This is a genomic window from Pontibacter lucknowensis, assembly GCF_900156415.1.
GTDB classification, from domain to species: domain Bacteria; phylum Bacteroidota; class Bacteroidia; order Cytophagales; family Hymenobacteraceae; genus Pontibacter; species Pontibacter lucknowensis.
This window is the reverse complement of sequence record NZ_FTNM01000005.1, coordinates 281,502-306,016: the sequence shown is the minus strand read 5'-3', so window position 1 is coordinate 306,016 and position 24,515 is coordinate 281,502. Positions and strand designations below refer to the sequence as shown.

At 50.2% G+C, this 24,515-nt stretch carries 13 protein-coding genes and 1 other RNA gene; 9 read left to right on the top strand and 5 right to left on the bottom strand.

The genetic code is table 11. From position 1 onward, the window contains the following. Complete coding sequence (locus tag BW972_RS16240; RefSeq protein WP_234986415.1) at positions 1-258, top strand: hypothetical protein; 258 nt, start codon at positions 1-3, stop codon at positions 256-258. An 84-nt stretch (positions 259-342) separates the two neighbouring features. Here BW972_RS16240 and BW972_RS16235 read toward each other — a convergent pair whose 3' ends face one another. Both BW972_RS16235 and BW972_RS16230 read right to left on the bottom strand, forming a co-directional pair. Further along, positions 343-3,300: a M16 family metallopeptidase gene (locus BW972_RS16235; protein ID WP_076422878.1), complete on the bottom strand. Its 2,958-nt coding sequence runs from the start codon at positions 3,298-3,300 to the stop codon at positions 343-345. Between the two features lie 132 nt (positions 3,301-3,432). Then, positions 3,433-5,331 (bottom strand): DNA polymerase III subunit gamma/tau, encoded by a 1,899-nt coding sequence (locus tag BW972_RS16230; RefSeq protein ID WP_076422973.1) that lies wholly within the window; start codon positions 5,329-5,331, stop codon positions 3,433-3,435. Between the two features lie 313 nt (positions 5,332-5,644). Between BW972_RS16230 and BW972_RS16225 the strand changes: the two genes are divergently transcribed. Together BW972_RS16225 and BW972_RS16220 are read left to right on the top strand one after the other, a co-directional pair. Beyond that, positions 5,645-8,449, top strand: a complete 2,805-nt coding sequence (locus tag BW972_RS16225; protein ID WP_143732116.1) for a T9SS-dependent M36 family metallopeptidase — start codon at positions 5,645-5,647, stop codon at positions 8,447-8,449. A gap of 422 nt (positions 8,450-8,871) precedes the next feature. Then, positions 8,872-11,967 (top strand): T9SS-dependent M36 family metallopeptidase, encoded by a 3,096-nt coding sequence (locus BW972_RS16220; RefSeq protein ID WP_234986414.1) that lies wholly within the window; start codon positions 8,872-8,874, stop codon positions 11,965-11,967. A 175-nt stretch (positions 11,968-12,142) separates the two neighbouring features. Here the strand turns inward: BW972_RS16220 and cfa are convergent, their stop codons facing one another. From cfa to BW972_RS16205, 3 genes are all read right to left on the bottom strand, one after another. Further along, positions 12,143-13,264, bottom strand: coding sequence for a cyclopropane fatty acyl phospholipid synthase (gene cfa, locus BW972_RS16215; RefSeq protein WP_076422877.1), 1,122 nt, complete (start codon positions 13,262-13,264; stop codon positions 12,143-12,145). Between the two features lie 85 nt (positions 13,265-13,349). Next, positions 13,350-14,708 carry a sensor histidine kinase gene (locus tag BW972_RS16210; protein ID WP_076422876.1) on the bottom strand — a complete coding sequence of 453 codons (1,359 nt, stop codon included), beginning with the start codon at positions 14,706-14,708 and terminating at the stop codon, positions 13,350-13,352. Next, on the bottom strand, positions 14,698-16,074 hold the full coding sequence (locus BW972_RS16205) for a sigma-54-dependent transcriptional regulator (RefSeq protein WP_076422875.1): 1,377 nt from the start codon (positions 16,072-16,074) through the stop codon (positions 14,698-14,700). The genes BW972_RS16210 and BW972_RS16205 overlap by 11 nt, the downstream gene beginning before the upstream one ends. A 237-nt stretch (positions 16,075-16,311) precedes the next feature. On the opposite strand from BW972_RS16205, the gene BW972_RS16200 reads away from it, so the two are divergent. The 6 genes from BW972_RS16200 to BW972_RS16175 all read left to right on the top strand — a co-directional run bounded on the left by BW972_RS16200 (position 16,312) and on the right by BW972_RS16175 (position 24,514). Continuing rightward, complete coding sequence (locus BW972_RS16200) at positions 16,312-18,720, top strand: ABC transporter permease (RefSeq protein ID WP_083674226.1); 2,409 nt, start codon at positions 16,312-16,314, stop codon at positions 18,718-18,720. 41 nt (positions 18,721-18,761) lie between these two features. After that, a complete protein-coding gene (locus tag BW972_RS16195) occupies positions 18,762-20,147 on the top strand; it encodes a S41 family peptidase (RefSeq protein ID WP_076422873.1) in 1,386 nt (461 codons plus the stop codon). Between the two features lie 24 nt (positions 20,148-20,171). Beyond that, positions 20,172-21,365, top strand: coding sequence for a DUF4932 domain-containing protein (locus BW972_RS16190; RefSeq protein ID WP_076422872.1), 1,194 nt, complete (start codon positions 20,172-20,174; stop codon positions 21,363-21,365). A gap of 383 nt (positions 21,366-21,748) precedes the next feature. Beyond that, a complete protein-coding gene (locus tag BW972_RS16185; protein ID WP_007653307.1) occupies positions 21,749-22,885 on the top strand; it encodes a transglutaminase-like domain-containing protein in 1,137 nt (378 codons plus the stop codon). Between the two features lie 142 nt (positions 22,886-23,027). Then, positions 23,028-23,397, top strand: a transfer-messenger RNA (tmRNA) gene (ssrA, locus tag BW972_RS16180). Between the two features lie 439 nt (positions 23,398-23,836). Continuing rightward, positions 23,837-24,514, top strand: a complete 678-nt coding sequence (locus BW972_RS16175; protein ID WP_007653308.1) for a response regulator transcription factor — start codon at positions 23,837-23,839, stop codon at positions 24,512-24,514. The last annotated feature ends 1 nt before the right edge of the window (position 24,515 follow it).

The following is a 24,515-nucleotide window of genomic DNA, read 5'->3' as shown; positions in this document are numbered from 1 at the left end:
TTGAGAGAGGCAGCCACCAAGGCTACTGGAGAAGAGTTCAGTTTGCTACGAGTTGGCGGAGTGGGTTTGCTGAGTGCTATCATAAAAGTTACCAAAGCGCTTACTCCTGCTAATAATGAGGTCTTTCCGGCCTGGGAGGGCATGCAGTATATGCGTGACATGTTCACAGGGCTTCCTAAACTCGAGCCGCTCGATAACGACCGCTACCCTGAGATTAAATGGACCAGTGTAGCAGAAGTGCTGGCTACAAGGAAATAAGCTTAACTGCATGCGGATTAAATTAAACAAAAGCGGCAGCCCAACCAGGCTGCCGCTTTTGTTTACAAGGTATAGCACGAAGGCTTAGTACCCAAATACTTCCTCTAGTGATAGTTGCTTCACTTTGCCGTATTTCTCCAGCTCTTTGAAGTTCAATCTATCTTTTGAGCCGATTACCAGAATTGCCTGTGGCTGGCCGCTCACAAATTTCTTCTGGAATGCCTGCAGTTGGTCGAAGGTCAGGCTGTTGGCACTTTCATATACGTCTTTGCGGATGTCATAATCCAGGCCGAGGCGCTTGGCTCGCTCATAGTCAAATAGGATGGACGACTTAGTGATGCGCTCTGAAGAGATACTATTACGCAACGAAGCTTTCGCCAGGTTGAAATTCTCCTCGGCTAGCGGCATGTTGGTCAGGAGTTCCTGCATACCTGCCATCGCCTCCGGCAGCTTGTCTGACTGTGTGCCGATGTAGGACATGATGTAGTTCGAACGGTCTTTCTTGGCGGCTGTACTGTAGCTGGAATAAGCAGAGTAGGCGAGCGCCTTTGACTCGCGCAGCTCCTGGAATACGATCGAGCTCATACCTGCTCCGAAGTACTGGTTGTACAGACGGATCGTTGGTACCATGGCTTTGTTAAAGGCATCTGCTTTTGTCAGGAACATCAGTTCGGCCTGCACCATGTTATAATCTACCCAGTATACCATCGGCTGCTTGATGTCCAGTTCGGCGTATACCTTCTCGGCAGGAACCGGCTTGAGTTTGGCTGGCACGATGTGGCCGGCATTAAGTGTTGCTACCAGTTTATCTGTTTCACGTGGGCCATAGTACAGCACGCGGTGCTCATAGGTCGGGATGCTCTTGATAAGATTCACCAGCTCCTGTGGCTTCACAGCCTTCAGCTCCTTCTCCGACAGCACCGATGTGAACGGATTCTTAGGTCCGTACTTCGCATAGTTCACTAACGCCTGGTTCAGGATCACGCCTTTGTTCAGCTTCGCATCGTTGCGGGCCTTCAGCATTCCCTGTACCATGTCATCCAGTGCTTTCTGGTCAGCTTTCGGGTTTTGCAGCACACTCTCAAACAAAGCCAGCGCCGGCTCAAAGTTCTCGTCAAGGCCAGACAGTGAAACGTATACCTGGTCGCCTGAAGCAGACACGTTGAAAGATGTGCCCAGCTTGTAGAACTCCTTCTTCAGCTCTTCAGCGGTATACTTGTCGTTGCCCAGGAACTTGAGGTAATTCACAGCCATACCCAACTTCGGGTCGTTGTCGCTGCCCATGTCCAGGATGTAGTACATCTGGAACAGGCCGTTTTCGTTGTTCTTCGTGTACAGTAACGGAATATCGTTTTTCAGTTTCGCCTCTTTGATGTCAGTCTTATAGTCTACAAACACAGGCGAAAGTTCAGAAGGGCCTTTGGCCATGAAATCGCTGTAGTAAGCTGACTGCGCCTCACGGTTTACAGGTACCGGTGTGATGCTTGGTTTTTCTACTTTTAGGCTAGCTGCGTTTTTGTCGGTGCGCTTGTATACCTGCACATAGTTGTTGTTGAGGTATTTGTTGGCAACGGCCATCACATCCTGCTTCGTGATCTTGGCAAACTCCTCCGGACGGTTCACATAGTCTGCCCACGGAATGTCATAGATAAATGCCGTTACAAAGGCATCGGCACGCTCTGAGTTGCGCTCGTAGGCACGCATCAGGCTGATCTTGTTGTCGTTGATGATGGCTGGGATCAGGTCATCGTCAAACTTGCCCTGCTTCACCAATTCTACCTGCGCCAGCAGCATGTCTTTTACTTCATCCAGACTCTGGCCCTGGCGTGGCGAACCACCCAAACGGAACACAGAGTAATCTTTCATCTGATTGTCATAGCCATAGGCCTGCAACACTTTCTGCTGCTGGTTCAGGTTCAGGTCGATCAGACCAGCCTGCCCGTTGTAGAGAATGGCACTGATCATGCTCAGCACCTGCGCGTCGCGTGAGCTCATGCCCGGGAAGCGGTAGGCAATTGAGATGTTCTCAGCGCTTGGGCCTGTCACTTCTTTCACGATCGGCTTTGCGATTGGCTGCTCCTGTGATACGTTAAAAGTAGGGGCGGTGCCAGGCTTCAGTTTGCCGAAGTGCTCGTCGATCATGCGGATCGTTTGGTCAAAATCGATGTCACCGCTCAGTGCGATGGCCATGTTGTTCGGTACATAGTAAGCATCAAAATACTTCTTGATCTCTGTGATCGACGGGTTTTTCAAATGCTCGATGGTACCGATAGTGGTTTGCGTGCCGTACTGGTGCGTCGGGAACATGGCCGCGTTCAGCGTCTCCATTACTTTCCAGCCGTCGTTGTCGAGGGTACGGTTTTTCTCTTCGTACACTGCCTCCAATTCTGTGTGGAACAGGCGGGGCACGAGTTCACCGAAACGGTGTGCTTCGAGGGCTACCCAGCGCTCTAGTTGGTTTCTCGGAACGTCATTGGTATACACCGTCTGTTCCACAGAGGTATAGGCATTCGTTCCTTTGGCGCCGATCGCCCCCAGAATCTTGTCGTACTCGTTTGCCACGGCATAAGTAGCTGCCACGCCAGAGATGGAGTCGATCTGGTGGTAGATTTTCTTGCGCTGTGCCGGATCGGTGGTGTTGCGATGCTGCTCATACAGTGCTTCGATCTTGTCGAGTTCTGCTTTTTCCTTTTCCCAGTCCTGTGTACCAAGCTGGCTGGTGCCCTTGAACACCATGTGCTCCAGGTAGTGGGCCAAACCTGTGGCATCAGCAGGGTCGTTTTTAGAGCCTGCACGCACCGCTATGAAAGTCTGCACACGCGGCGCATCTTCATAATCTGTCAGGTATACCTTCAGGCCATTGTCCAGGGTATAGACGCGGGCGTTTAGCGGGTCATTTGGGACGGTCTCGTATTTATACTCCTTCTGCGCAGAGGAGGCTACCGCACTGTCAGTGGCTGACGATGTTTGGTACGTTTCGTTCTTGCATTGCGTGAGCGTGAGCGCCGACGCAACCAGAAACAACGATAATCCTTTTTTCATGGGTTTTTAGTTAGGATACAGTATAGGGTACAGCAAAACAAACAGGTTGAGTCACGAAGCTTCCTTGAAGAAAACCTCATGACTCACCTTGTGTTTTAATTAGAACTTTACAAATATAAAATTTTTCCTGAATTAGAAGTCAGTGTCCAGGCCGAAGCGTTGCTTCAAATCGACGAGCACCGGATATTTCTCGGCTAGGTAGTTGAATTTGTCCTGTGAAGTGTAAAGTTTGTTTCCTTCCTGTATCTCCATTACTTCAGCTCTCAGCTTGATACTTCGGTTGCCGGTCTGTGCTTTCAGCTCACGGAGTATCTCCGGGCGCAGACTCGTGAACTGGTCCATCATCACATGGTTCTCCAGGTGCAGGATAATCTCGTTGTCCTCGCCGATGTGGTACTGTCGGTTCAGGAGGGTATACTCCATCATGTTCTCTGCCTTCTTGCGGCGCAGAATGGCATGCCACACTGTCTTAAGACGGTCTGCATCTACCGGCATGACAGCACCGTAGCTGGTTTCATCTTCTTCCTCCGCTACAGCCACCTCGGCTACTGCTGCAGGTGGGTTCTGCAGATCTTTCAGACTTGGCAGTTTGCCCAGCTTCTTCTGTGGTGGCACTGGTATAGATGGACGCTTTACGACTGGTTCGGGAGCTGCCTGTGCCTGAGGCGGTGTGAGGTGCGCATCTGGCGTGACCTGCTGCGGCTTAGGAGGCTGCTGCAAATCTTGCGACGGCACATGGCCCTGCTGGTGCGGCTGCTGCAAGCCAACGGAAGGCACGCCACCGCCTTGCATGGCAGCCGATGGCACTGTGCCGGCAGTTGACTGCTGCATCGTTGCAGAAGGTATAGCCGGGGCACCTGCTGGTTTGGTAGCGGCTGGTGCCGGGGCTGCTACCTTAGCTTTTTTTAATTCGGCTCCTTCCTGCGCGAAACTAAAGGCCGCGTTCAGGTGCGCCATCTTCATCAGGCACAGCTCCACATGTAGGCGCTGGTTTTTACTGCTCTTGTAATTGGTATCGCAGGTGCTCACCAGGTTCAGTCCCGAAAGCAAAAACGAAACCGATGACTTCTGCGACTGCTCCGCATACTTGGCTTTGATGTTATCAGACACCTCCAGTAGCTGCACTGTCTGTGGGTCTTTGCACACGAGCAGGCTGCGGAAGTGTTCGCCTATACCGATCAGGAAATTGTGCGAGTCGAAACCGTTCTTCAGAATCTCGTCAAACAATAGCAGTGACCCTGACAGGTTTTGCTCCAGAAGGTGGTCGGTGAGCCGGAAGTAGTAGTCGTAGTCCAGGATGTGCAGGTTCTCGACCGTAGCCTTGTAGGTCACGTTGCTGCCCGAGAAGGTCACCATCTGGTCGAAGATTGACAAAGCATCGCGTAGTGCTCCGTCTGCTTTCTGCGAGATAAGGTGCAGGGCATCGGGTTCTGCCTGTATACTTTCCTTTTGGGCGATATTACCCAGGTGGCGCACCATGTCCTCGATCCGGATTCTGTTGAAGTCGAAGATCTGGCAGCGCGACAGAATAGTTGGTATAATCTTGTGGCGCTCGGTGGTCGCCAGAATGAAAATGGCATAGGCAGGCGGCTCCTCCAGCGTCTTCAGAAAGGCGTTGAAGGCTTGGTTCGAGAGCATGTGCACCTCATCTATGATGTAGATCTTGTATTTGCCGGTCTGCGGAGCGTAGCGCACCTGCTCCACCAGGTTCCGGATGTCCTCTACGGAGTTGTTGGAGGCGGCATCAAGCTCATGTATGTTGAAAGAGCTGTTGCTGTTGAAGCTGCGGCACGATTCACACTCGTTGCAGGCCTCTACCTCCGGGGTGATGTTCTGGCAGTTAATGGTCTTTGCCAGGATACGGGCACAGGTTGTCTTGCCCACACCACGCGGTCCACAGAACAAAAAAGCCTGCGCCAGATGATGGCTGCTGATAGCGTTTTTGAGGGTGTTGGTGATATGGTGCTGTCCCACCACGCTGTCGAACGTGGACGGACGGTATTTACGCGCTGATACTACAAAATTTTCCATTACTACAAAGATAATCAATCTGAAGCTCAGATGGGAGAGCTTTTTATCCAGTAGTTTTCCAAGGGTTTATCCACAAAGTTGATTCTATAACACAGGGTGTTTAAAAGGGAGGTGTGTTTTGTATTATATGTTAATTCTAATCCAATTCATATATAGAAATATAGTATTGCTTATGCAATAGTTAGTTGGAGCTCAATAAGTTAGTATGTAAAATTATTTTATAAAATAAAGTATTATAATATAACTATAGTAATTAAATGGCGTAGTAAAATTCTATCCATTATTCTTTTATTCCTAACTTAAATTATTAACTATGACCAGAGCATTACGCATGTATTTGCAGCTAGTCCTCATTGTGGCTATGCTGTTCGGATCCACCGTCTCTTTTGCGCAAGGGAAAAGGCCTGCCGGTAAAAAGCAAGTACCCCAGGTAGCACTTGATCACATCAACAAAAACAAAGCGAAGCTAAAAGTAAAAGACAAGGATGTAGCTGATCTGGAGTTGAGCAGTGAGTCTGAAAGTAAAAAAAGTGGTCTAAAACACTACTACATCAAACAGCAAGTGGATGGTATTGAGATTCATGGAGCTATTACAAACATCAGTGTGAACAGCCGTGGTGAGGTGGTAACAGTTGGTAATCGCTTCCAGGAGGACATTAACCAGAAAATCAATGGAAAGCAGCCTGCTCTTGATGCAAACGGCGCCGTGGCAGCGGCGGCCCGTCATCTGGGTACTACTGTTAGTGAATCTCTGACGGTGCTCGAAAGTGCCAACGCTAAAAACAGAGAGGTACTGCTCTCTACTGGTGGTATCTCACTGGAGCCTATACCTGCCAAACTGGTATATCAACCCATGCTGGATGGGACGCTGCGTCTGGCCTGGGAGGTTTCCATTTATGAACTGGATGCTCAGAACTGGTGGAACATCAGAGTGGATGCCAGCACGGGAGAACTGCTGGACAAGGATAACATGGTCGTGCACTGCCAGTTTGAGAATGATGGAGCGGGTGGTGACTTTCTGCATGCCAACCATAGTCACACAACAGCTGCACCAGCAGTGCAGGAACTGGATATGACGCCTTACGCTCAGGCAGCAGGACCTGTCAACAACGGGAAAACACCTGGCTTGTACGAGGTATACCCTATGCCGATTGAGAGTCCAAGCCATGGCGGCAGAAAGCCGATGAACGCCGCAGCCGTAGCAGACAGGGTCGCGTCGCCTTCCGGCTGGCATACTACCGATAAAATGAGCTATACCATTACCCGTGGCAACAACGTGTATGCCTATGAAGACCCTAACAATACTGGTCATATCGCCAGTAACACCGACGATGGGGCAGACGTGGTACACGGGCATAGTCCTGATGGAGGTACCCAGCGTGTTTTCAAATTCCCGGTTGACTTCTCACAGGAGCCGGAAGCTTACCGGGATGCGGCTATCACCAATCTTTTCTATTGGAACAACCTGGTGCATGATGTATGGTACAAATATGGTTTCGATGAGGAAAGCGGCAACTTCCAATCTTTCAACTTTGGGAAAGGTGGTCTTGGTGGTGACCATGTAATGGCAGAGGCTCAGGATAACAGGAACGGTGTTTCGCGAAACAACGCCAACTTTGCAACACCTATCGATGGCAGACGTCCAAGAATGCAGATGTACCTATGGAGTGGCAAGCCCGATGCTGACATGTTCAGAGTTACTTCACCTTCTTCTATTGCTGGCAGCTACCTGGCAGTGCAGTCATCATTCGGGACGCCACTTAGTTCAACGCCGATCACAGGTAAACTTGTATTGGCGGCGGCCTCTAGCGGTAACCCGGTTGAAGGTTGCGATGCACTGACAAATGCAGGTGCAATGGCAGGGAACATAGCAGTGGTATACAGAGGAAGCTGTGAGTTTGGTGTGAAAGTACTGAATGCTCAGAACGCCGGTGCCATAGCTGTCATCGTGATCAACAACGCTCCTGGCACGCCTACGGTGATGGGGGTTGGTGCTACTAATCCAGCGCTTATTACCATCCCTTCTGTCATGATAACAGATGTAACAGGCGCAAGTATCAGAGCCTTGCTTGATGCAAACCAAGAGGTTATCGTGGCATTAAAAGACGACGGATCAGGCCCTGAGATCGACGGTGACTTCGATAACGGCATTATTGTGCATGAGTACGGTCATGGTATCTCCAACCGCCTGACGGGCGGTCCGAACACCACCTCCTGTTTGCCAACACAGGTACTGGCTGGCGGCATGGTGCTGACAACTGAGCAGATGGGTGAAGGCTGGAGTGACTGGTTCGGCCTGATGATGACCATGAAAAAAGGCGATACCCGCGAGAAGATCAGAGGTATAGGTACTTATGCGGTAGGTGAACCAACCACCGGCCGCGGCATCAGACCGGCTCCGTACACCACAGACTTCAGCGTAAACAACTATACCTATGGTGCGACTAATAATTCTGCTTTGTCAGCTCCGCACGGCATCGGCTTTGTGTTTGCCACTATCCTTTGGGAGATGACCTGGGACCTGATCGATCAGTACGGCTTTGATGAGGACCTCTACAATGGCAACGGCGGTAACAATATGGCGATGCAACTGGTGATCGACGGTCTGAAACTACAGCCTTGTTACCCAGGCTTCGTAGACGGCCGCGATGCGATCCTGCTGGCTGATCAGTTGAACTACGGAGGTGCTAACCAGGAACTGATCTGGAAAGCCTTTGCCAGAAGAGGTGTAGGCTACAGCGCCAGCCAGGGATTGAGCTACTATCGCTTTGACCAGGTGGAGGCCTTTGATCTGCCTGAGAACTTTAATCTTACTGCGACAGGAAATCAGTCCTTGCGGTCTTCTGAGCTGAACAACGGAGAGATTCTGTTGAACTACCCTAACCCATTCTCAGAAAGCACCACCATCAGCTTTAAGGCAAAAGAGACGGGTTATACCATTCTCAAGGTATATGACATCACAGGCCGTGAGGTGGAGACAGTGTTCGAAGGAAATGTAAAACAAGGTGAAACTTATAAGAATACCTTCAATGCGAAAGGCCGTGAGAATGGCATGTACATCTACAGAATTGTGAATGGCGGCAGTACCCGATCGGGAACCATGCTATTGCTGAGGTAACAATAACACTAAGTAAGAAGCAGGGCCGGTGAAGCAATTCACCGGCCCTGCTTGCTTTATGCTATACCTGTTCTTGCAGCTTCATTACCAGGAAAATAGCCATTTAAATTAATCTGTGTGTCGTTTTTAATGGGTGCTGGTCAAGACAGTTAAAAGTAAATAGTAGAAAATCTTAGTTAAGATATAAATATAAGAATAAAACTATGTGTGCTAAATGGTACTTCTTTACAATGATCACCGCAGTTGTTGTGGCTTTTTGTATCGTATTAGTTAAATTTTATCGTGCTAATTTTATAGTTACTTCTGCTCTGAATTATTCCTGTTTTTCATGCTCTAAGCTATTTACTTTTAGGGAGTTATTTATTCCGCTCCAACAGTCTGAGTCTTCCAACCTCGATTGTCTAACCCTTAAAAATTAGCGCATGAAAACACGTTTACAATTGCACTGGCAGCTGTTGCTGCTGGTCCTGTTCTTATCCGGCACTTTTACCGCCTTCGGGCAGGGGAGGTCTGACCAAAGACCAGTCCCGCAAGCCGCTCTGAATCACATTCAGAAAAACAAAAAGCAACTCGAACTGGAAGATGAAGATGTAGCTGAGCTTGAACTGGCCAGTGAGACTGAAAGTCCAAAGAGTGGCATGAAGCACCTGTACATCAAGCAGCTCTACAGAGGCATTGAAGTGCATGGTGCGGTGACAAACATCAGCATGAGTAAAGAGGGTCGTGTGCTCACCATGGGCAACCGATTGCAGAAGCAGGTAGGCAAGCGAGCGAAGTCAAACCAGCCTGGTTTGGATGCAGCAGGAGCCGTGGCCGCTGCAGCACAGCACCTGGGTATAGCCATGAAGGAGCCGCTCACGGTGCAGGAGCGAGGCAATGGCCGAAACAGAGCGGTTACCTTTTCCAAAGCAGGTATCTCTCTGGAGCCTATACCTGCCAAACTGGTATACCAACCTATGGAAGACGGCAGCCTGCGCCTGGCCTGGGAAGTTTCGATCTATGAACTGGATGGCCAGAACTGGTGGAATCTCCGGCTTGATGCCACAACGGGCGCTGTGTTGGACAAAGACAACATGGTGGTGCACTGCCAGTTTGAGAATGATGGTCCGGGAGGCAAGTTTCTGCACGACGATCATAGCCACACCACCGCATCACCCTATGTAGCGGCACCGCAGGCAAGTATTGTGCGGGTTTCCAATGCCTACAACGTATTCGCGATGCCGGTGGAGAGCCCTAGCCACGGACCACGTTCCATGGTGAGCACTTCTGCCGCGAATCAACTGGCGTCACCTCAAGGCTGGCACACCGAAACGAGAACCCGCGGCAACAACGTGTATGCCTACGAAGACCCGAATAACAATAACAGCTGGAGTACGAATTATAGCCCGGATGGTGGCTCTGAGCTGAGCTTTGACTTCCCGATCGATTTCAACAAGCAGCCGGTTGCCAACCGCGATGCCGCTATCACAAACCTGTTCTATTGGAACAACGTGGTACACGACGTATGGTATCAGTATGGCTTCGACGAGGCCAGCGGTAACTTCCAGCTCAATAACTATGGCAGAGGTGGTTCACAAGGTGATCCGGTGCTAGCCGAAGCGCAGGATAACCGAAACGGTACCTCCCGCAACAATGCAAACTTTGCCACTAACGTCGATGGCATCGCTCCCCGTATGCAGATGTACCTGTGGAGCAGCCCCCCTGATGCCGACATGGTTTCCGTAACCTCTCCGTCGTCAGTGGCTGGTAGCTACCCGGCAACAGAAGCAGCATGGGCACGAAAACTCAACTCAGACCCTGTAGTAGGTAAACTCGTGGTAGGACAAGGCACAGTAGGACTACCGCAGGAAGGCTGTGGCGCACTGACAAATACTACAGCCGTAGCGGGTAACATCGCCGTGGCGTATAGAGGAAACTGTCCATTCACGGAGAAAGTGGAAGCCGCTCAGCTGGCAGGCGCCATTGCTGTGATTGTGATCAACAATGCTCCCGGAGACCCAATCGCGATGGGTGGAACGCCAACAATGCCAATCACTATACCTGCTGTCATGATCAGCCAGGAGGCAGGCGCCCTGCTCAGAGCCCGTATGGATGCTGGTGAAGAAGTGATCGTTCGTTTGAAAGATGATGGCAGACCTGAACTGGATGGTGACTTCGACAACGGTATTATCGTGCACGAGTATGGCCATGGTATCTCAAACCGTCTGACTGGTGGGCGCACGGTTGCAAACTGCCTCAACAACGCCGAGCAGATGGGCGAAGGCTGGAGCGACTGGTTTGGCCTGATGATGACCATGAAGCCAGGTGACACAGGTGCCAAAGTAAGAGGCATCGGAACTTATGCCAAAGGCCAGCCTACAGACGGCCCCGGCATCCGGCCTGCCCCTTATTCTACTGACTTCGGTGTGAACCCGCATACCTATGCTTCTACTAACAATGCAGCGATCAGCCAACCGCACGGCGTTGGTTTTGTATGGTCTACCATGCTGTGGGATATGACATGGGCCTTGATCGACAAGTACGGCTTTGATGCTGATCTTTACAATGGCAAAGGTGGCAACAACATGGCCATGCAACTGGTGATCGACGGACTGAAACTGCAGGCTTGTCGTCCTGGCTTTGTAGATGGTCGTGATGCGATCCTGCTGGCTGACCGTCAGAACTACGAGGGAGCTAACCAGGAACTGATCTGGAAAGTATTTGCCAGGAGAGGTTTGGGCTTTAGTGCCGACCAGGGTTCTAACCTCAATCGCTTTGACCAGGTAGAGGCATTTGATCTGCCGGAAACTTACGCCTGTACAACTCCTCTAACACTTGATGCAGTAGCTACTTCTGATGTATACACAGGCGGTGTCGCATCAAACCTATACCTGGGTTACGGTCCGCAGAACGTGCGTCTGCAGGCTGGCGGCGATGCTGACAACGAGTATACCTGGAGCGGTGCAGAAGGCCTGAGCGCAACGACAGGTGCCAGTGTCATCTTCACTCCGAAAGCAGCGGGTACTTATACCTTCACTGTGCGTGCCGTGAACGGCGATGGCTGCATCAAGCATCAGTCGATCACAATCACGGTGGTAGATGTGCGCTGCGGCGATGGCAAGAAGAAAGACAAAGTGCTGGTATGTGTAGATGGTGTAGCTGAGTGCGTGGCTCCGAATGCAGTGCCATACCTGCTGACAGCTGCTAAAGGAAGCTTGGGTGACTGCGGACTGGCTGCGACGGCAACCGCTACTGCCAAAGCAGAGATCAGCGCTGAGAAAATGTCCCTGCGTGCTGTGCCTAACCCGTTCGGTGCTAAGACTGACATCGGCTTCACGCTGACGCAGGACGGCAGCTACAAGCTGGAAGTACTGGATATGCGAGGTTCTGTGGTTACCGTGCTGGCGCAAGGCAATGGCAGAGCGGGTGAGCATAAAACTTACCAGTTCGAGAAAGGCAAGCTGGCTGGTGGTATGTACATCGCCAGACTGGTGACAGATGAAGGCGTGTCCTTTATCCGAATTGTGATGCAAAAATAATGCGTGTTTAACTATCCTAACGAGGCGGGGCCGGTGATTCATTTCGCCGGCCTTTGCTTTTTAAGTAAAGCTTGTAAGCGGCACTGCAGTTGCCCCCCTCAGCTGTTCAAACTGCCCTTTTTTTTGTAGGGATTTAACAGATCAGATTCTGACTTGCTATACCTGATCCATATACCTAACGCACTGCTTCGTAACCGCCAGGTATACCTTTCTTGGAGAGCACAAACTGCCACAGCTGGTTGTTGCGGGCACGAAAAGAACCAGCGCTGGAGAGCAGGTAGTAGTTCCACATCCGGTAGAAGCGCTCCCCATATTCTCCCTGTAACGCTGGCCAATGCTGGATGAAGTTATGATGCCAGGCCATCAGGGTGCGGTCGTAGTCAGGGCCGAAGTTGTGCAGGTCCTCCACCACAAAGATGTGCTCCATGGCACCCGTGAGTTGCCGCAGCGAAGGGATCAGGCAGTTCGGGAAGATATACCGGTCAATGAAAAGATCGGGTGCTGTTTTAGAGAAGTTGACGCCGATTGTGTGCAGCAGGAAAAGTCCATCGTCTTTGAGGCAGCGGGCAGCTGTTTGCATATAAGTGCGGTGGTTGCGGAGGCCTACATGCTCGGCCATACCGATCGAGACCACGTGGTCGAACTGCTCTCGCACGTCGCGGTAGTCCTGCAGCCGGATCTCGATGGGTAGTCCTTTGCAAAGTTCCCGAGCCAGCGCCGCCTGCTCCCGCGATACCGTTACGCCCACCACTTCCACGCCATACCTTTCGGCCGCATACCTGGCAAAGCTTCCCCAACCACAGCCAATGTCAAGCACCCGCTGTCCGGGCTGCAGCCGTAGTTTGCGGCAGACGAGGTCGAGCTTGTGCTCCTGGGCCTGGTCCAGATTGTCAGCCTCTTTCCAGTAGGCGCAGCTGTATACCAGGCGTTTGTCGAGCATGCGCTGGTAGAGGCCGTTGCCAATGTCGTAGTGGCGTTGGGCATTGCGTGCCGCTCTTCCTCTGGCCTGCAGGTTCAGCGCCTTAGCCAGTAGCACTTCCAGCACCGTCCGCCAGCCAAACCTAGTCCTTCTGTACAGATCTGCCCGCATGACTTTGTTTACAAACTCGTCTATCCGCGTACAGTCCCACCAACCGTCCATGTAGGCCTCACCCAGACCCAGGGAGCCCTGGCTAAGCACCCGTTTGTAGAAGCGATCATCATGCACCTGCAGGTCCCAGGGATCAGGACCATTGACCTTGATATTGGCTGTAGCCAGCATGGCAGTCACCTGCTGCTGTAAGGAAGCGCTTTTCATAAGACAAGAGTATTTGGTAGGCGGTATATACTCGTTTGCCTATGAACGGAAGAGAAAGTAAATGGTTAGTAATGAGTGTGCTGTGCTAGAAAGTAAGGGTAAAGACAGAGCCCACGCCCTCCTGCGACTCGACCTGAATGGAGCCTTTGTGCAGCAGCATGATGTGCTTGGCCAGGCTGAGGCCTATACCTGAGCCGTCTTTGTGAGAGGTGAAGAACGGGATGAAAATACTTTCCATCAGTTCTTCGGGTATACCTGTTCCATTGTCCCGTACCTGGATGTATACCTTGCCGTTTTCCAACTCACCGGCAGTTAGCCATACCTGTGGTTCCGCCACCTCTTTTACAGCACGTGCCGCATTCAGGATGAGGTTGATCAGCACTTGCTCCAGTAGATTCACATCGCCGTTCAGGGTCAGGTCCGGCGACGACACCTGGCAGCTGAGGGCTATACCTTGTTCCTCCAGTCGGGGACGCATAAGGGCATTGATGCTGTTGAACAGCTCCTTCACATAAACAGTGGTCAGCAGGATTTGCTGCGACTTGTTGAGGTTGCGGTAGAAGTGGGCAAAGCGCAGCAAGCCTTCGCTTCGCTTCCTGATGATAGCGATTCCCTCCTCCGTGTCCTGCAGCAGCTCGTGGTTCGGCAGTAGCTGCCCCTGTGCTTCCTGCTCTTCGCGCTCCGCCTGCAGGTGCTTGCCCAGCGAGTCGGCCAGCGATGCAATGGGTGCCACCGAGTTCATGATCTCGTGGGTCATTACACGCAGCAGTTTTTGCCAGGCTTCCGTTTCAGTTTCATCCACGGCAGAACTCACGTTCTTGATGGCAACCAACGTGAGGTGATGGTTTTGCATGCTGAAAGCGGTAGCGGAGAGGAGCAGCTGGGTGGTGCCTTGGGGTAGCTTTTGCTTCAGCAGTTTGTTCTCTCCGGGCTGCAGCTCCAGGATCGCCTCCAGCAGCTGTGGGTAGCGACGCTCCAGGTTGTCGAGACTTTTGAGATGCGGTATACCTAGTATCTTCTTAAAAGCATCGTTCACCCATTCTACCTGCCCCTCCTCGTCATAGGCCATGATGCCGGTGTCAATCAGCTGCAGGATGGTCTGCATGTAGTGAAACTGCGCCTCTTTCTCGATCTGCAGCTGCTTAAAGGTATGGCTGATCTGGTTGAAAGCCTGGTGGAGGGGCCGTAGTGAGTGATTGGATGGGTTTTCGTTGAACTGCTGCGTAAAGTCCCGCTGCCTGACTGCCTGCAGGAACTTAGCCATCTCGTAATTGCTTCGGGTGACGTAGTTGGCCAACTCCCATACCTGCGCCAGCATGACCAGGATGCCAGACCCAACCTGCAGCCAGGTGAACTTCACCAGGTATAGCGAAGTCAGCAGCATCATGCCCAGCAGCAGGATGAACCGGATCAGCAGGCCAAACTCGAGGCGCTTAAATTTCATGCTTGTTCAGGCGGCGGTACAGGGCGGTACGGGTAAGCCCCAGTTCTTTGGCTGATTTGGAAATGTTGCCTTTGTTCTTCTCAATCACACGGCGGATCGTCTCCCGTTCAATCTCGCTGAGCGGCATCTGCTGGTCAAACACCAGTGCACCGGCAGGTGTAGTCTGAGGTGCATCAAACTCCATGGCCGAGAAGCTGAAGTCCTGTGGCTGTAGCACATTGCCTTCAGCCATGATGATGGCCCGCTCCACAGCATGCTGTAGCTCACGGATGTTACCCGGCCAGGCGTGCTGTCGCAGCTTCTTGAGCGTAGCAGGGTCGAACGCAGGTATAGCCTTATGATTTTTAGGGGCGTAGTAAGCGGCAAAGTGCTGTGCCAGTAACTCCACGTCGGCACCGCGTTCGCGCAAAGGAGGCAGCAAAATCTCCACCGTGTTGATACGGTAGATCAAATCTTTGCGGAACTGGTTCTGGGCTGCCAACTGGTAGATGGGCGCATTGGTCGCCGTGATCAGTCGGATATCAACAGGTATAGGCTGATTAGAACCCAGCGGTGTTACCTGTCGGTTTTGCAGCACGGTGAGCAGCTTAGCCTGCATGGGCAGTGAAATGTTACCGATCTCATCCAGAAACAGCGTGCCACCATTGGCAGCCTCAAAGCGACCGATGCGGTCTTCCTTGGCATCCGTAAAAGCCCCTTTTTTATAGCCGAACAACTCACTCTCGAACAGTGAATCGGTTAGAGCACCGACATCTACACTTACAAATGGCTTGTCGGCCCGGAAAGACTTCTGGTGCAATGCCCGAGCCACCAGCTCTTTGCCAGTGCCGTTTTCACCCAGTATCAATACATTGGCTTCTGTAGGCGCTATCTTGTCGATCTTATACAGCACCTCCCGTATGGCGTCAGACTCACCAAGTATAGGTATAGCATTGTCAGTTTTGAGCTTCGCAGCCTGGCCTTTCTGTTTCAGCTGCTTGGACTCCAGGGCATGGTGCAGGGTCTCGAGCAGCTTGTCGTTGTGCCAGGGCTTCACTATAAAATCGTAAGCGCCTTCTTTGAGTGAGCGCACGGCCAGTTCTACATCACCATAAGCTGTGATCAGGATCACGGTGGCGTTAGGGTCTTTCTCACGTATTCGGCTGAGCCAGTAGATGCCTTCGTTGCCGGTGTGCAGCGCGCTCTTGAAGTTCATATCCAGGAAGATGACATCGAAACGCTCCTTATCCAGCAGCCTCATCAGGTTCTCCGGGTTTTTCTCCGTTACGACCTCCTTTACCTCCGCCTTCAGCAACATTTTCATGGCGAAGAGCACATCTGTCTCATCGTCGACTACCAATACCCGTCCGTTTTTAACTGCAGCCATATGCAAAAGTTAAATTTCAATTCGAAGATAATTAGTATTTCGCAATTTTACCTTAGGTAAAGCCAGTTTTTTGCGCCCTGCACCATATGTTGCGAAAGCGCACAGGTGTATCGTCAGTATGTGTATCGGAAGCGGACACATTGATAGGATGGTGTTTTGGTAAGTGCCTTTAAATCAGCGGTTTTTGATTGTGGCATTTTTATTTCTTGCCCTTTTGCATACTAACTGCTCACTCCTATGCTGATTGGTATCCTGAGAAAAGAGTTTGATGATTTGATGACGAATAGTATGCTGACGAACTACCTCAAAATGGCTTACCGCAACCTGCTGCGGCACAAAGGTTTCTCCCTGATCAACGTCTCTGGACTTGCCCTGGGTATGACCTGTAGCATCCTGATCCTGCTGTGGGTGAAGGATGAGTTAAGTTTTGACCGTTTTCATGCCAATGTGGATCAGTTATACCGGGTGATGGGAAGGCAGCATTACCCTGGCTCCGATGACCTGACGACTGAGTCCGGACCGGGCAGGTTGGGGCCGGCCATGCAGCAGGGACTGCCGGAGGTGCAGCATGCCATTCGCGTGACCTGGGATCAGGAAAACCTGTTCAGCTATGAAGAGAAGGCAATAAAGGGAAAAGGCTACTATGCAGACTCCACCTTCTTTCAGGTATTCTCTTTCCCGCTGCTGCACGGTGACGCAGCACAAGTACTCATGCAACCTAAGTCAGTAGTCATCAGCGATAGCCTGGCCCGAAAATTATTCGGAACTACCGAGGTGGTAGGCAACATGATGAAGCTGAATGATATCGAAAGCTATACCGTATCGGGCGTGATGCACACAGTGCCGAAAAACTCTTCCCTTCAGTTTGACTATATCATGCCTTTTGTGGATTACGAAGCGCAACATAGTTGGATCAATGAATGGGGCAACTACTCCATACGGACCTATGTGCAGCTACAGCCGGGGGTAGATGTCGAAGCTTTCAACGACAAGATCAAGCTCTTCCTGAAACAGGGCGATAAAGGCACCCGTGATACAGACTTGTTTGTGCAGCCTTTAAAAGATATTCGTCTGTACTCCGACTTCCGGAAAGGGAAAACAGAGAGCGGGGTGATCATGTATGTCAGGCTCTTCTCGGTAGTGGCTGTTTTCCTGCTGTTGATTGCCTGCATCAATTTTATGAACCTGGCAACAGCACGATCCGCCAAGCGGGCTAAAGAGGTAGGCGTTCGTAAAGCCATCGGCGCCAGCAAAGGCTCACTGGTGCGGCAGTTTATGATAGAATCTGTGCTGATCGCATTTCTGGCGCTATTTATTGCCGCCAACCTGACAGGCATGCTGGTTCCGGCTTTTAATGAGCTCACAGGAAAGGCTGTAGTTTTTGATCTGACCGACCCAGAACTTATCCTGCTGCTCGTAGGAGTTGCTTTGTTCACCGGCATTGTGTCGGGCAGCTATCCGGCCTTCTTCCTGTCCTCCTTCGATCCGGTGGTGGTGCTCAAAGGCACGGTGAAGCTCAACGATCGTGTTACCCTCTTCCGCAAAGGACTGGTGGTGTTCCAGTTCATGCTGTCGGCATTGCTGATCGTGTGTACGCTGGTTGTATACCTGCAACTGCATTTCATTCGCACCAAAGACATCGGTCTGCAGCGTGAAAACGTGGTGCTCATACCTATAGAAGGACAAATACGAGACCGCCTCGAAGTTATAAAACAAGACATGCTGAAAATAAATGGTGTTTCGGCAGTAGCGGCATCAGACCAGAACCCACTGTGGATGGGGTCTAACACAGGCGATGTGGAGTGGAAGGGGAAGGAGTCCGGAGCAGATGTGCTGATAGACTTCATGCACGTAGACTACGGATTAATTGAGGCCATGGGTATGAGGTTGAAAGAAGGAAGGACCTTCTCAAAAGACTTTGGCGCAGACACTGCCAACTATGTCATAAACGAAGAGGCAGTACGGCTGATGCAGATGAGTGAGCCAGTGGGCCAGTGGCTTAAGTTGTGGGGCGTGGAAGGACGCATTATTGGCGTGATCGAGAATTTCCAATCCAGGAGAATGCAGGTTGGTGCTGCTCCTCTTATCATCAAGCTTGATCCGGATAACGTTAGCTACCTGTATGCCAGAGTAGAGCCCGGAAACACATCAAGTGCGCTTGCCGACATTGAAGGAGTGTTGCAAAAGTATAATCCGGCTTTCCCTTTTGAGTATCACTTCCTGGATGATGTTTTTGAACGCATATACAAGAGTGAGGTCATCATCGCAAAGCTGACCAATTATTTTGCAGGTATAGCCATCGTGATTTCCTGCCTCGGTCTGTTTGGGCTGGCGTTGTTTACAGCGGAGCAGCGCAAGAAGGAGATCGGTGTGCGCAAGGTACTGGGTGCGTCAGTGTCGGGTATCGTATTCATGCTCAGCAAAGACTTCCTGAAGCTGGTGCTCATTGCCAATGTCATTGCGCTGCCTTTGAGCTGGTACATGATGAACTCCTGGCTCAGCGATTATGCCCACCGCACTGAGCTTAGCTGGTGGATCTTTGCATCAGCCTTTGCTGCCACCATCATCATCGCCATGTTTACACTCAGTTTTCACGCCATCAAAACAGCCATGGCCGACCCGATCGGTTCGCTGCGGACGGAGTAAGTCATTCATGTAAAATCAAGCCAAAAGTATAAAATAACCCTATGAAAAAGTTTCTATTATTGCTGATGTTGCTAACAGGCTTTGTCACGAAAGCCCAGATTCCTAACACGCTGTCTGCTGCTGATAAGGTATACGGGCTGTCGAAGTTCTGGCAGGAAGCAAATTATAATTTCGTATACCTAGATAAGGTGGACCGGACCAAGTGGGACAATGCCTACCGTGAGGCGATCAACATCGTGCAGCACACCAAAAACGATTACGAGTACTACCGCGAGCTGCAGAAGTTCTGTGCCCTGCTCAACGACGGTCACACCAACATCTATTTCCCGAAAAGCATCGATACCCTGCTGTACAACGACATGTTTGGCAAGTACAGGATTTTCCTGAGCAACATCGATAACAAAGCCATTGTCACAAGGACCAACCTTAGCATAAAAGATGAGGTGCCGGTGGGCAGTGAGATAATTGAGGTGAACGGACAGCCGACAGCGGACTATCTGAAGCAGCACGTGTTGCCTTATATTTCCTCTTCTACGGATTATGTGCTGATGGATTGGGCCGTTAGTAATATGCTGAAAGGTCTGAAAGGGGAAAAGTATGACATCACCTACAGAACCCCGAAAGGTAAGGTGAAAGCATTGACACTGACGCATGACAAAACTGCCGAAAAGGAAGTATTCCCTTCCGTTGAAAAGCGGGAGCTGCTGACCCTGAAGTGGTATCCCGACCAGACAGCACACCTGGCCCTGAATGGCTTCCATGATCCGAAGATAAATGAGCTGTTCCTGGAGAAGCTTCCGGAGCTGCGCAAAGCGAAAGTCCTGATAATAGACCTGCGCTCCAACGGCGGCGGTTCTACCACCATAGGCCGTGAGATACTCGATTACCTAAGCCCCGATACGCTGCTGTACGGTTCGAAAAACTCCACACGCCAACACCTGGCTAGCTATAAAGCATGGGGTGCATTTACAGCTCCAAAAGATACGGTTGATAATGCCTGGGCCGCTAAATCATTGAACGCTTTCCAGGACAGGCTGATGCATGAGTTTGACTACAGTCCGGCCCAGAATAAAGTAAAACAGAACGATAAGGTAATTGTGCCTACCGCCATACTCATCGGGCACAACACAGCTTCTGCCGCCGAAGATTTCCTGATCTACGCCGACAACCAGAAGCACATGACCAAAATTGGCGAGAACTCCTTTGGGAGCACAGGCCAGCCTTTTATATTTGATCTGCCTGGAGGAGGTGGAGCCAGGATCTGTACGAAGAAGGACACCTACCCCGACGGCCGTGAGTTTGTGGGCTATGGTGTAAAGCCTGACATAGAAGTGAAAAGGACGCTGCAGGACTACATCCAGAAGAAAGATCCGGTACTGGAGCGTGCGCTTAAGCACTTAAAAGGACAGAAGCTGGCATCAAAATAAACCAAACCTACTTTTAGCTAAACCATGAAGAAGAAGATCCTGAAATATACTTTGGGAGTAGCATTAGCCTGCGTCCTATCTGCTGGCTATATATGGCAGGCAGGGCATGATAAAGCCATTGCCGGAATAGTGGATGTGCCTAAGAACGTAAACTTTACGGAGAAGTACATTCGTGAGCATCAAGGCAAATTTGCGGTAGAGGTGCCAGAAGTGCACGAACTGGCAAACATTCTGGTGGCCATATCCACCATAGGGCAGCAGGACTCGAACATGGTGGATATGACCACACCCTACTATAGAGAGGTGATGGCGCATTTCTCACCGTACAAGAATCACCCTGTTATGGATGTGGTAAACAAGCACATTACGGAGGTGTTCGACAATGACAGCTACTGGTACTACTATGCCATGAAAATGAATGCCTGCGCCTACGTGTTCGATAAAAAAGGCAACATTAAAAACGAAGGCATCATTCAGAAAATGGGTTTTGATAATCAGGACGACCCCATCAAAGCCAATCTTGCATTGATTGAGGACTTTGCCCAAAAGTCTGATTTTCGAAAATTCTACAAGCGGCACCAGCCATATTATAACGAGTTGATAAAGACTTACCGCTCCCTGAATCCGATAGACCAGATGCAGGCCTGGCTGGAGAGTAAGTTTAGATTTAAGTATGGAAACTACCGTGTTACGTTTTCTCCCCTGGTGGGTGGTGCGCATGCTACCCAAAGTTTCGAAGATAATGGCTTTAGCCAAACAGTAATGTTCGTATGCAGAGCCGAGTCCGATTCTCAATATAACACACAGGTAAATGAGATGCTGGAAACGCGTGTGGTATTCACAGAAATCGATCACAATTTCGTGAATCCGACATCAGACAAGTACATTAAACAGATTAACGAGATTTTTTCAGACAGAGGAAAGTGGGTTGTGGAAATGAATGGTACCAGCGCCTACAGCTCGCCTTACAACGTGTTCAACGAGTACATGACCTGGGGTATCTATTCGCTCTACTGCCTGGACAAGTTCTCTGCCGAGGATGTTGCTACGTTTATACCTTTGATGGAACGCCAGATGGAGCAAAGTAGAGGCTTTGCCCGGTTCGGTGATTTTAACCAGAAGCTGATCTCACTCTACAAGGATAATCCACAGATAAGCATAGACGAACTGTATACAGAGATGTTAGACTGGAGCAAAGAGCTACAGGCAAAACGATAAAACAGCACAGCATTTTGGACTGAGCGATTGATCAGGTCAGAAACAGACCCTGCAAGCAACCAGCTTGCAGGGTTTTTTTATTTGGTAGCTATTGTTGGCAGCAGAAATTGTGCGACGAACCGGTAGGTAAAAGATTGTCTCAGAAACGCACAGATGTGTCAGATGCAGGTGTATCGAAAGCGAACAGGTATGTATTTTATTTATAGTTAATTTATTGATTTATAGCATTTTGTGTTTTTTTGGCACCGATCTTTCTTATACTCTTTCAGCAGGCCAGCAGGTATAGCGTTGAGACCAAGCCCGCAGGTAAGAGAAAGATAAAGATCACATAAAAGCGAAATAAAAAATCATCTATAACACAGTATTAAGCGCAAAATAAAATTATGAAAAAGTTATCATCAATCCTGTTCGTGTTGTTCGTGTTGGCCATGCCTGCCTTAGCGCAGCAGAAGTACAAAGGCCTGCCTGTAATCAAAGCCAACGCTGCCAAAGCCGACTATAAGATCGGTAAGGAGTGGACAAAAGGTACCTGGAGCATTATGCCAGAGCTTTCGCCTGATGTAATGTTGGTGCCGGTGCACAACAAGAAAACGTATGTGATGTTCCGTACCGACCTGGACTCTATTTCTTTCCAGGTGAAGCCGGGTAAGTCGTACCGGTTCTATGTGCAGCTCAACGAGGAAGACTATGCCCTGACTAAGTTTAAAGGTTACGGCCACGAAGCTCTGAAATTCAACAAGGCGCAGGAAGTGTCGGGCTATACCTTCCTGTACGAGCAGAATCAGAATAACGAGTTTTTGCAAACGCTGCGCAAGCAGTACCAGCTGGATGCGCTAGTAGCCGGTGCTAAAAACGATACTGAAAAGGCGCTGCGTATTGTGAATTGGGTACACCGCCAGTGGAAGCACGATGGCATGAACGAGCCAAGCAGCCCTGATGCCCTGACCATTCTGGCCGAGGTGAAAGAGGGCAAGAACTTCCGCTGCGTGGAATACGGCATCGTAACGACAGCTGCTCTGAATGCAATTGACCTGCCTGCCCGCACCATGGGTCTGAAAATGAAGGAGGTTGAAACCATAGAATACGGAGCTGGTCACGTGGTACTGGAGGTGTTCTTGCCGGACCTGAACAAATGGGTAATGCTCGACGGCCAGTTCGACGTAATGCCAGTGCTCAACAACGTGCCACTCAACGCAGTGGAATTCCAGCAGGCAATTGCCACTAACTACGAAGCGCTGGAGATTAGAAGCCTATCGGGTACTTCCAAGAGCAAATACGTGAGCTGGGTATACCCATACCTGTACTACTTCGACGTGAAGTTCGACAACCGCGAAGGTATAGCCCTGCAGCGCGAAAAGATCGACGGAAAGTCTTCTCTGATGCTGGTGCCTGCCGGCGCTAACATCCCGAAGGTGTTTCAGATAAAGTACCCGATGGAATACCTTAAGTACACGCACTCCCTGATTGACCTGTACGAAGCGCCTAAAATGACAAAGCAGGAAATGCTGACCGTAAAGTAAAAGGCTACGCAAGCATGAAACCTAGAACCAGTTAATTGTGTTCTATACACAGAAAACAGATAGAAGTATGCCGCAAATTGCTTATATTTGTGGCATACTTCTTGAAGTATAATGCGTAGGAATACGACGTTCTTTAATTTATGGGGATGACTGGAATTGACAGCTTGTGCAGATTGCGTGTAAGCATGTCGGGTGATGAACGTACCACCTGTTAAAAATCCGTTCGAACAATAACTGGCGAATATAACTACGCCATGGCTGCTTAATCTAGGTATTAAGCACTAGCCATAGTCTCGTGCAGGTTTCGTGAATCTGCTTGCACATACGAGGCTTCGATCCGATTTACTAGTCTGTGTAAAGGTGCGGTGCACAGGCGAAATAAAGCATCTAAGGAGTGCGCATAAGTTTGACTTATACTTGCAAGCTCCCGACAATCCGAATAAGTCTAAGCATGTAGAAAGCCCGTCGATTTCCTTGTCTGGACCAGGGTTCGAATCCCTGCATCTCCACAATCCTAAGCAGAAAGCCCCGCTGGTGATAAACCGGCGGGGCTTTTTTTGTTTTTTATGTATAGGGCATCTACAGCCTTGTTGGGTGTCTTTCTATACCAATAGGCACTATGCCATTTTATCTCTGTTATTGCTCAAGATCAATGTAAACCGGGGCTGCAACGGATAGAATCGCTTGTTACTAAAGCGCAGGTATAGAAACACGGCTTGTAGGTCCATGAACCTTCTGGCATGGACTTTTATGGAGCAAATCCCCAAATGTTCGTTCGAACCTGTTATTTTGGTGCTGCTGTTCATAATACGAATATATGACCATCTCCCATGATTTTGACCTAAACGATATAATAGAAGTCTCGTCTGACTAATATAGGCTTAGGATGCTTTGATTAGAGCTGATCTGTGTTCTGCGTAATGGGAAATTGCATTAACCGGTTTTTGATTTATGAAAGTATTGTTCTTAGAAGACGAGCCCAAAGTAGTCTCTCTTGTCAAACGAGGGCTTGAAGGTGAGGGAATTGAATTTGCGGTGGCGATGGATGGCTTTACGGCTGTAAAGATGGCCGGGCTGAACCAATATGACCTGATCATACTCGATGTAATGGTGCCCGGCATGAGCGGACTAGAGGTTTGCAAAAGCATCCGGGATGCAGACCCCGATACGCCAATTCTCATTTTATCTGCCTTGGGTTCTACACAGGATATAGTGGCTGGCTTTAACAATCTGGCTGATGACTATATGGTGAAGCCTTTCAACCTGGCTGAACTTCGGGCACGCATGCAGAGCCTCGTGAGAAGATCGGGCAGAAGTATGGTGCAGCAGAATGTGATGACCATAGCGGACTTAAGCGTTAACCTCGACACAATGGAGGTGACCCGCAACAACAAGGTCATTGCGCTTACTGTGCGGGAGTTCAAACTGCTGGAGTACCTGATCAAGAACAAACGCAAGGTGCTCCCACGGCTGGACATTCTGGAGCATGTATGGGGCGCTGACTTCGATATGGGCACCAATGTGGTGGATGTGTACATCAACTACCTCCGCAAGAAGATAGACAAAGACTTTAGCCCGCGCCTGATCCACACGGTGGTAGGTATAGGCTATGTGATGAGGACGCAGTAGC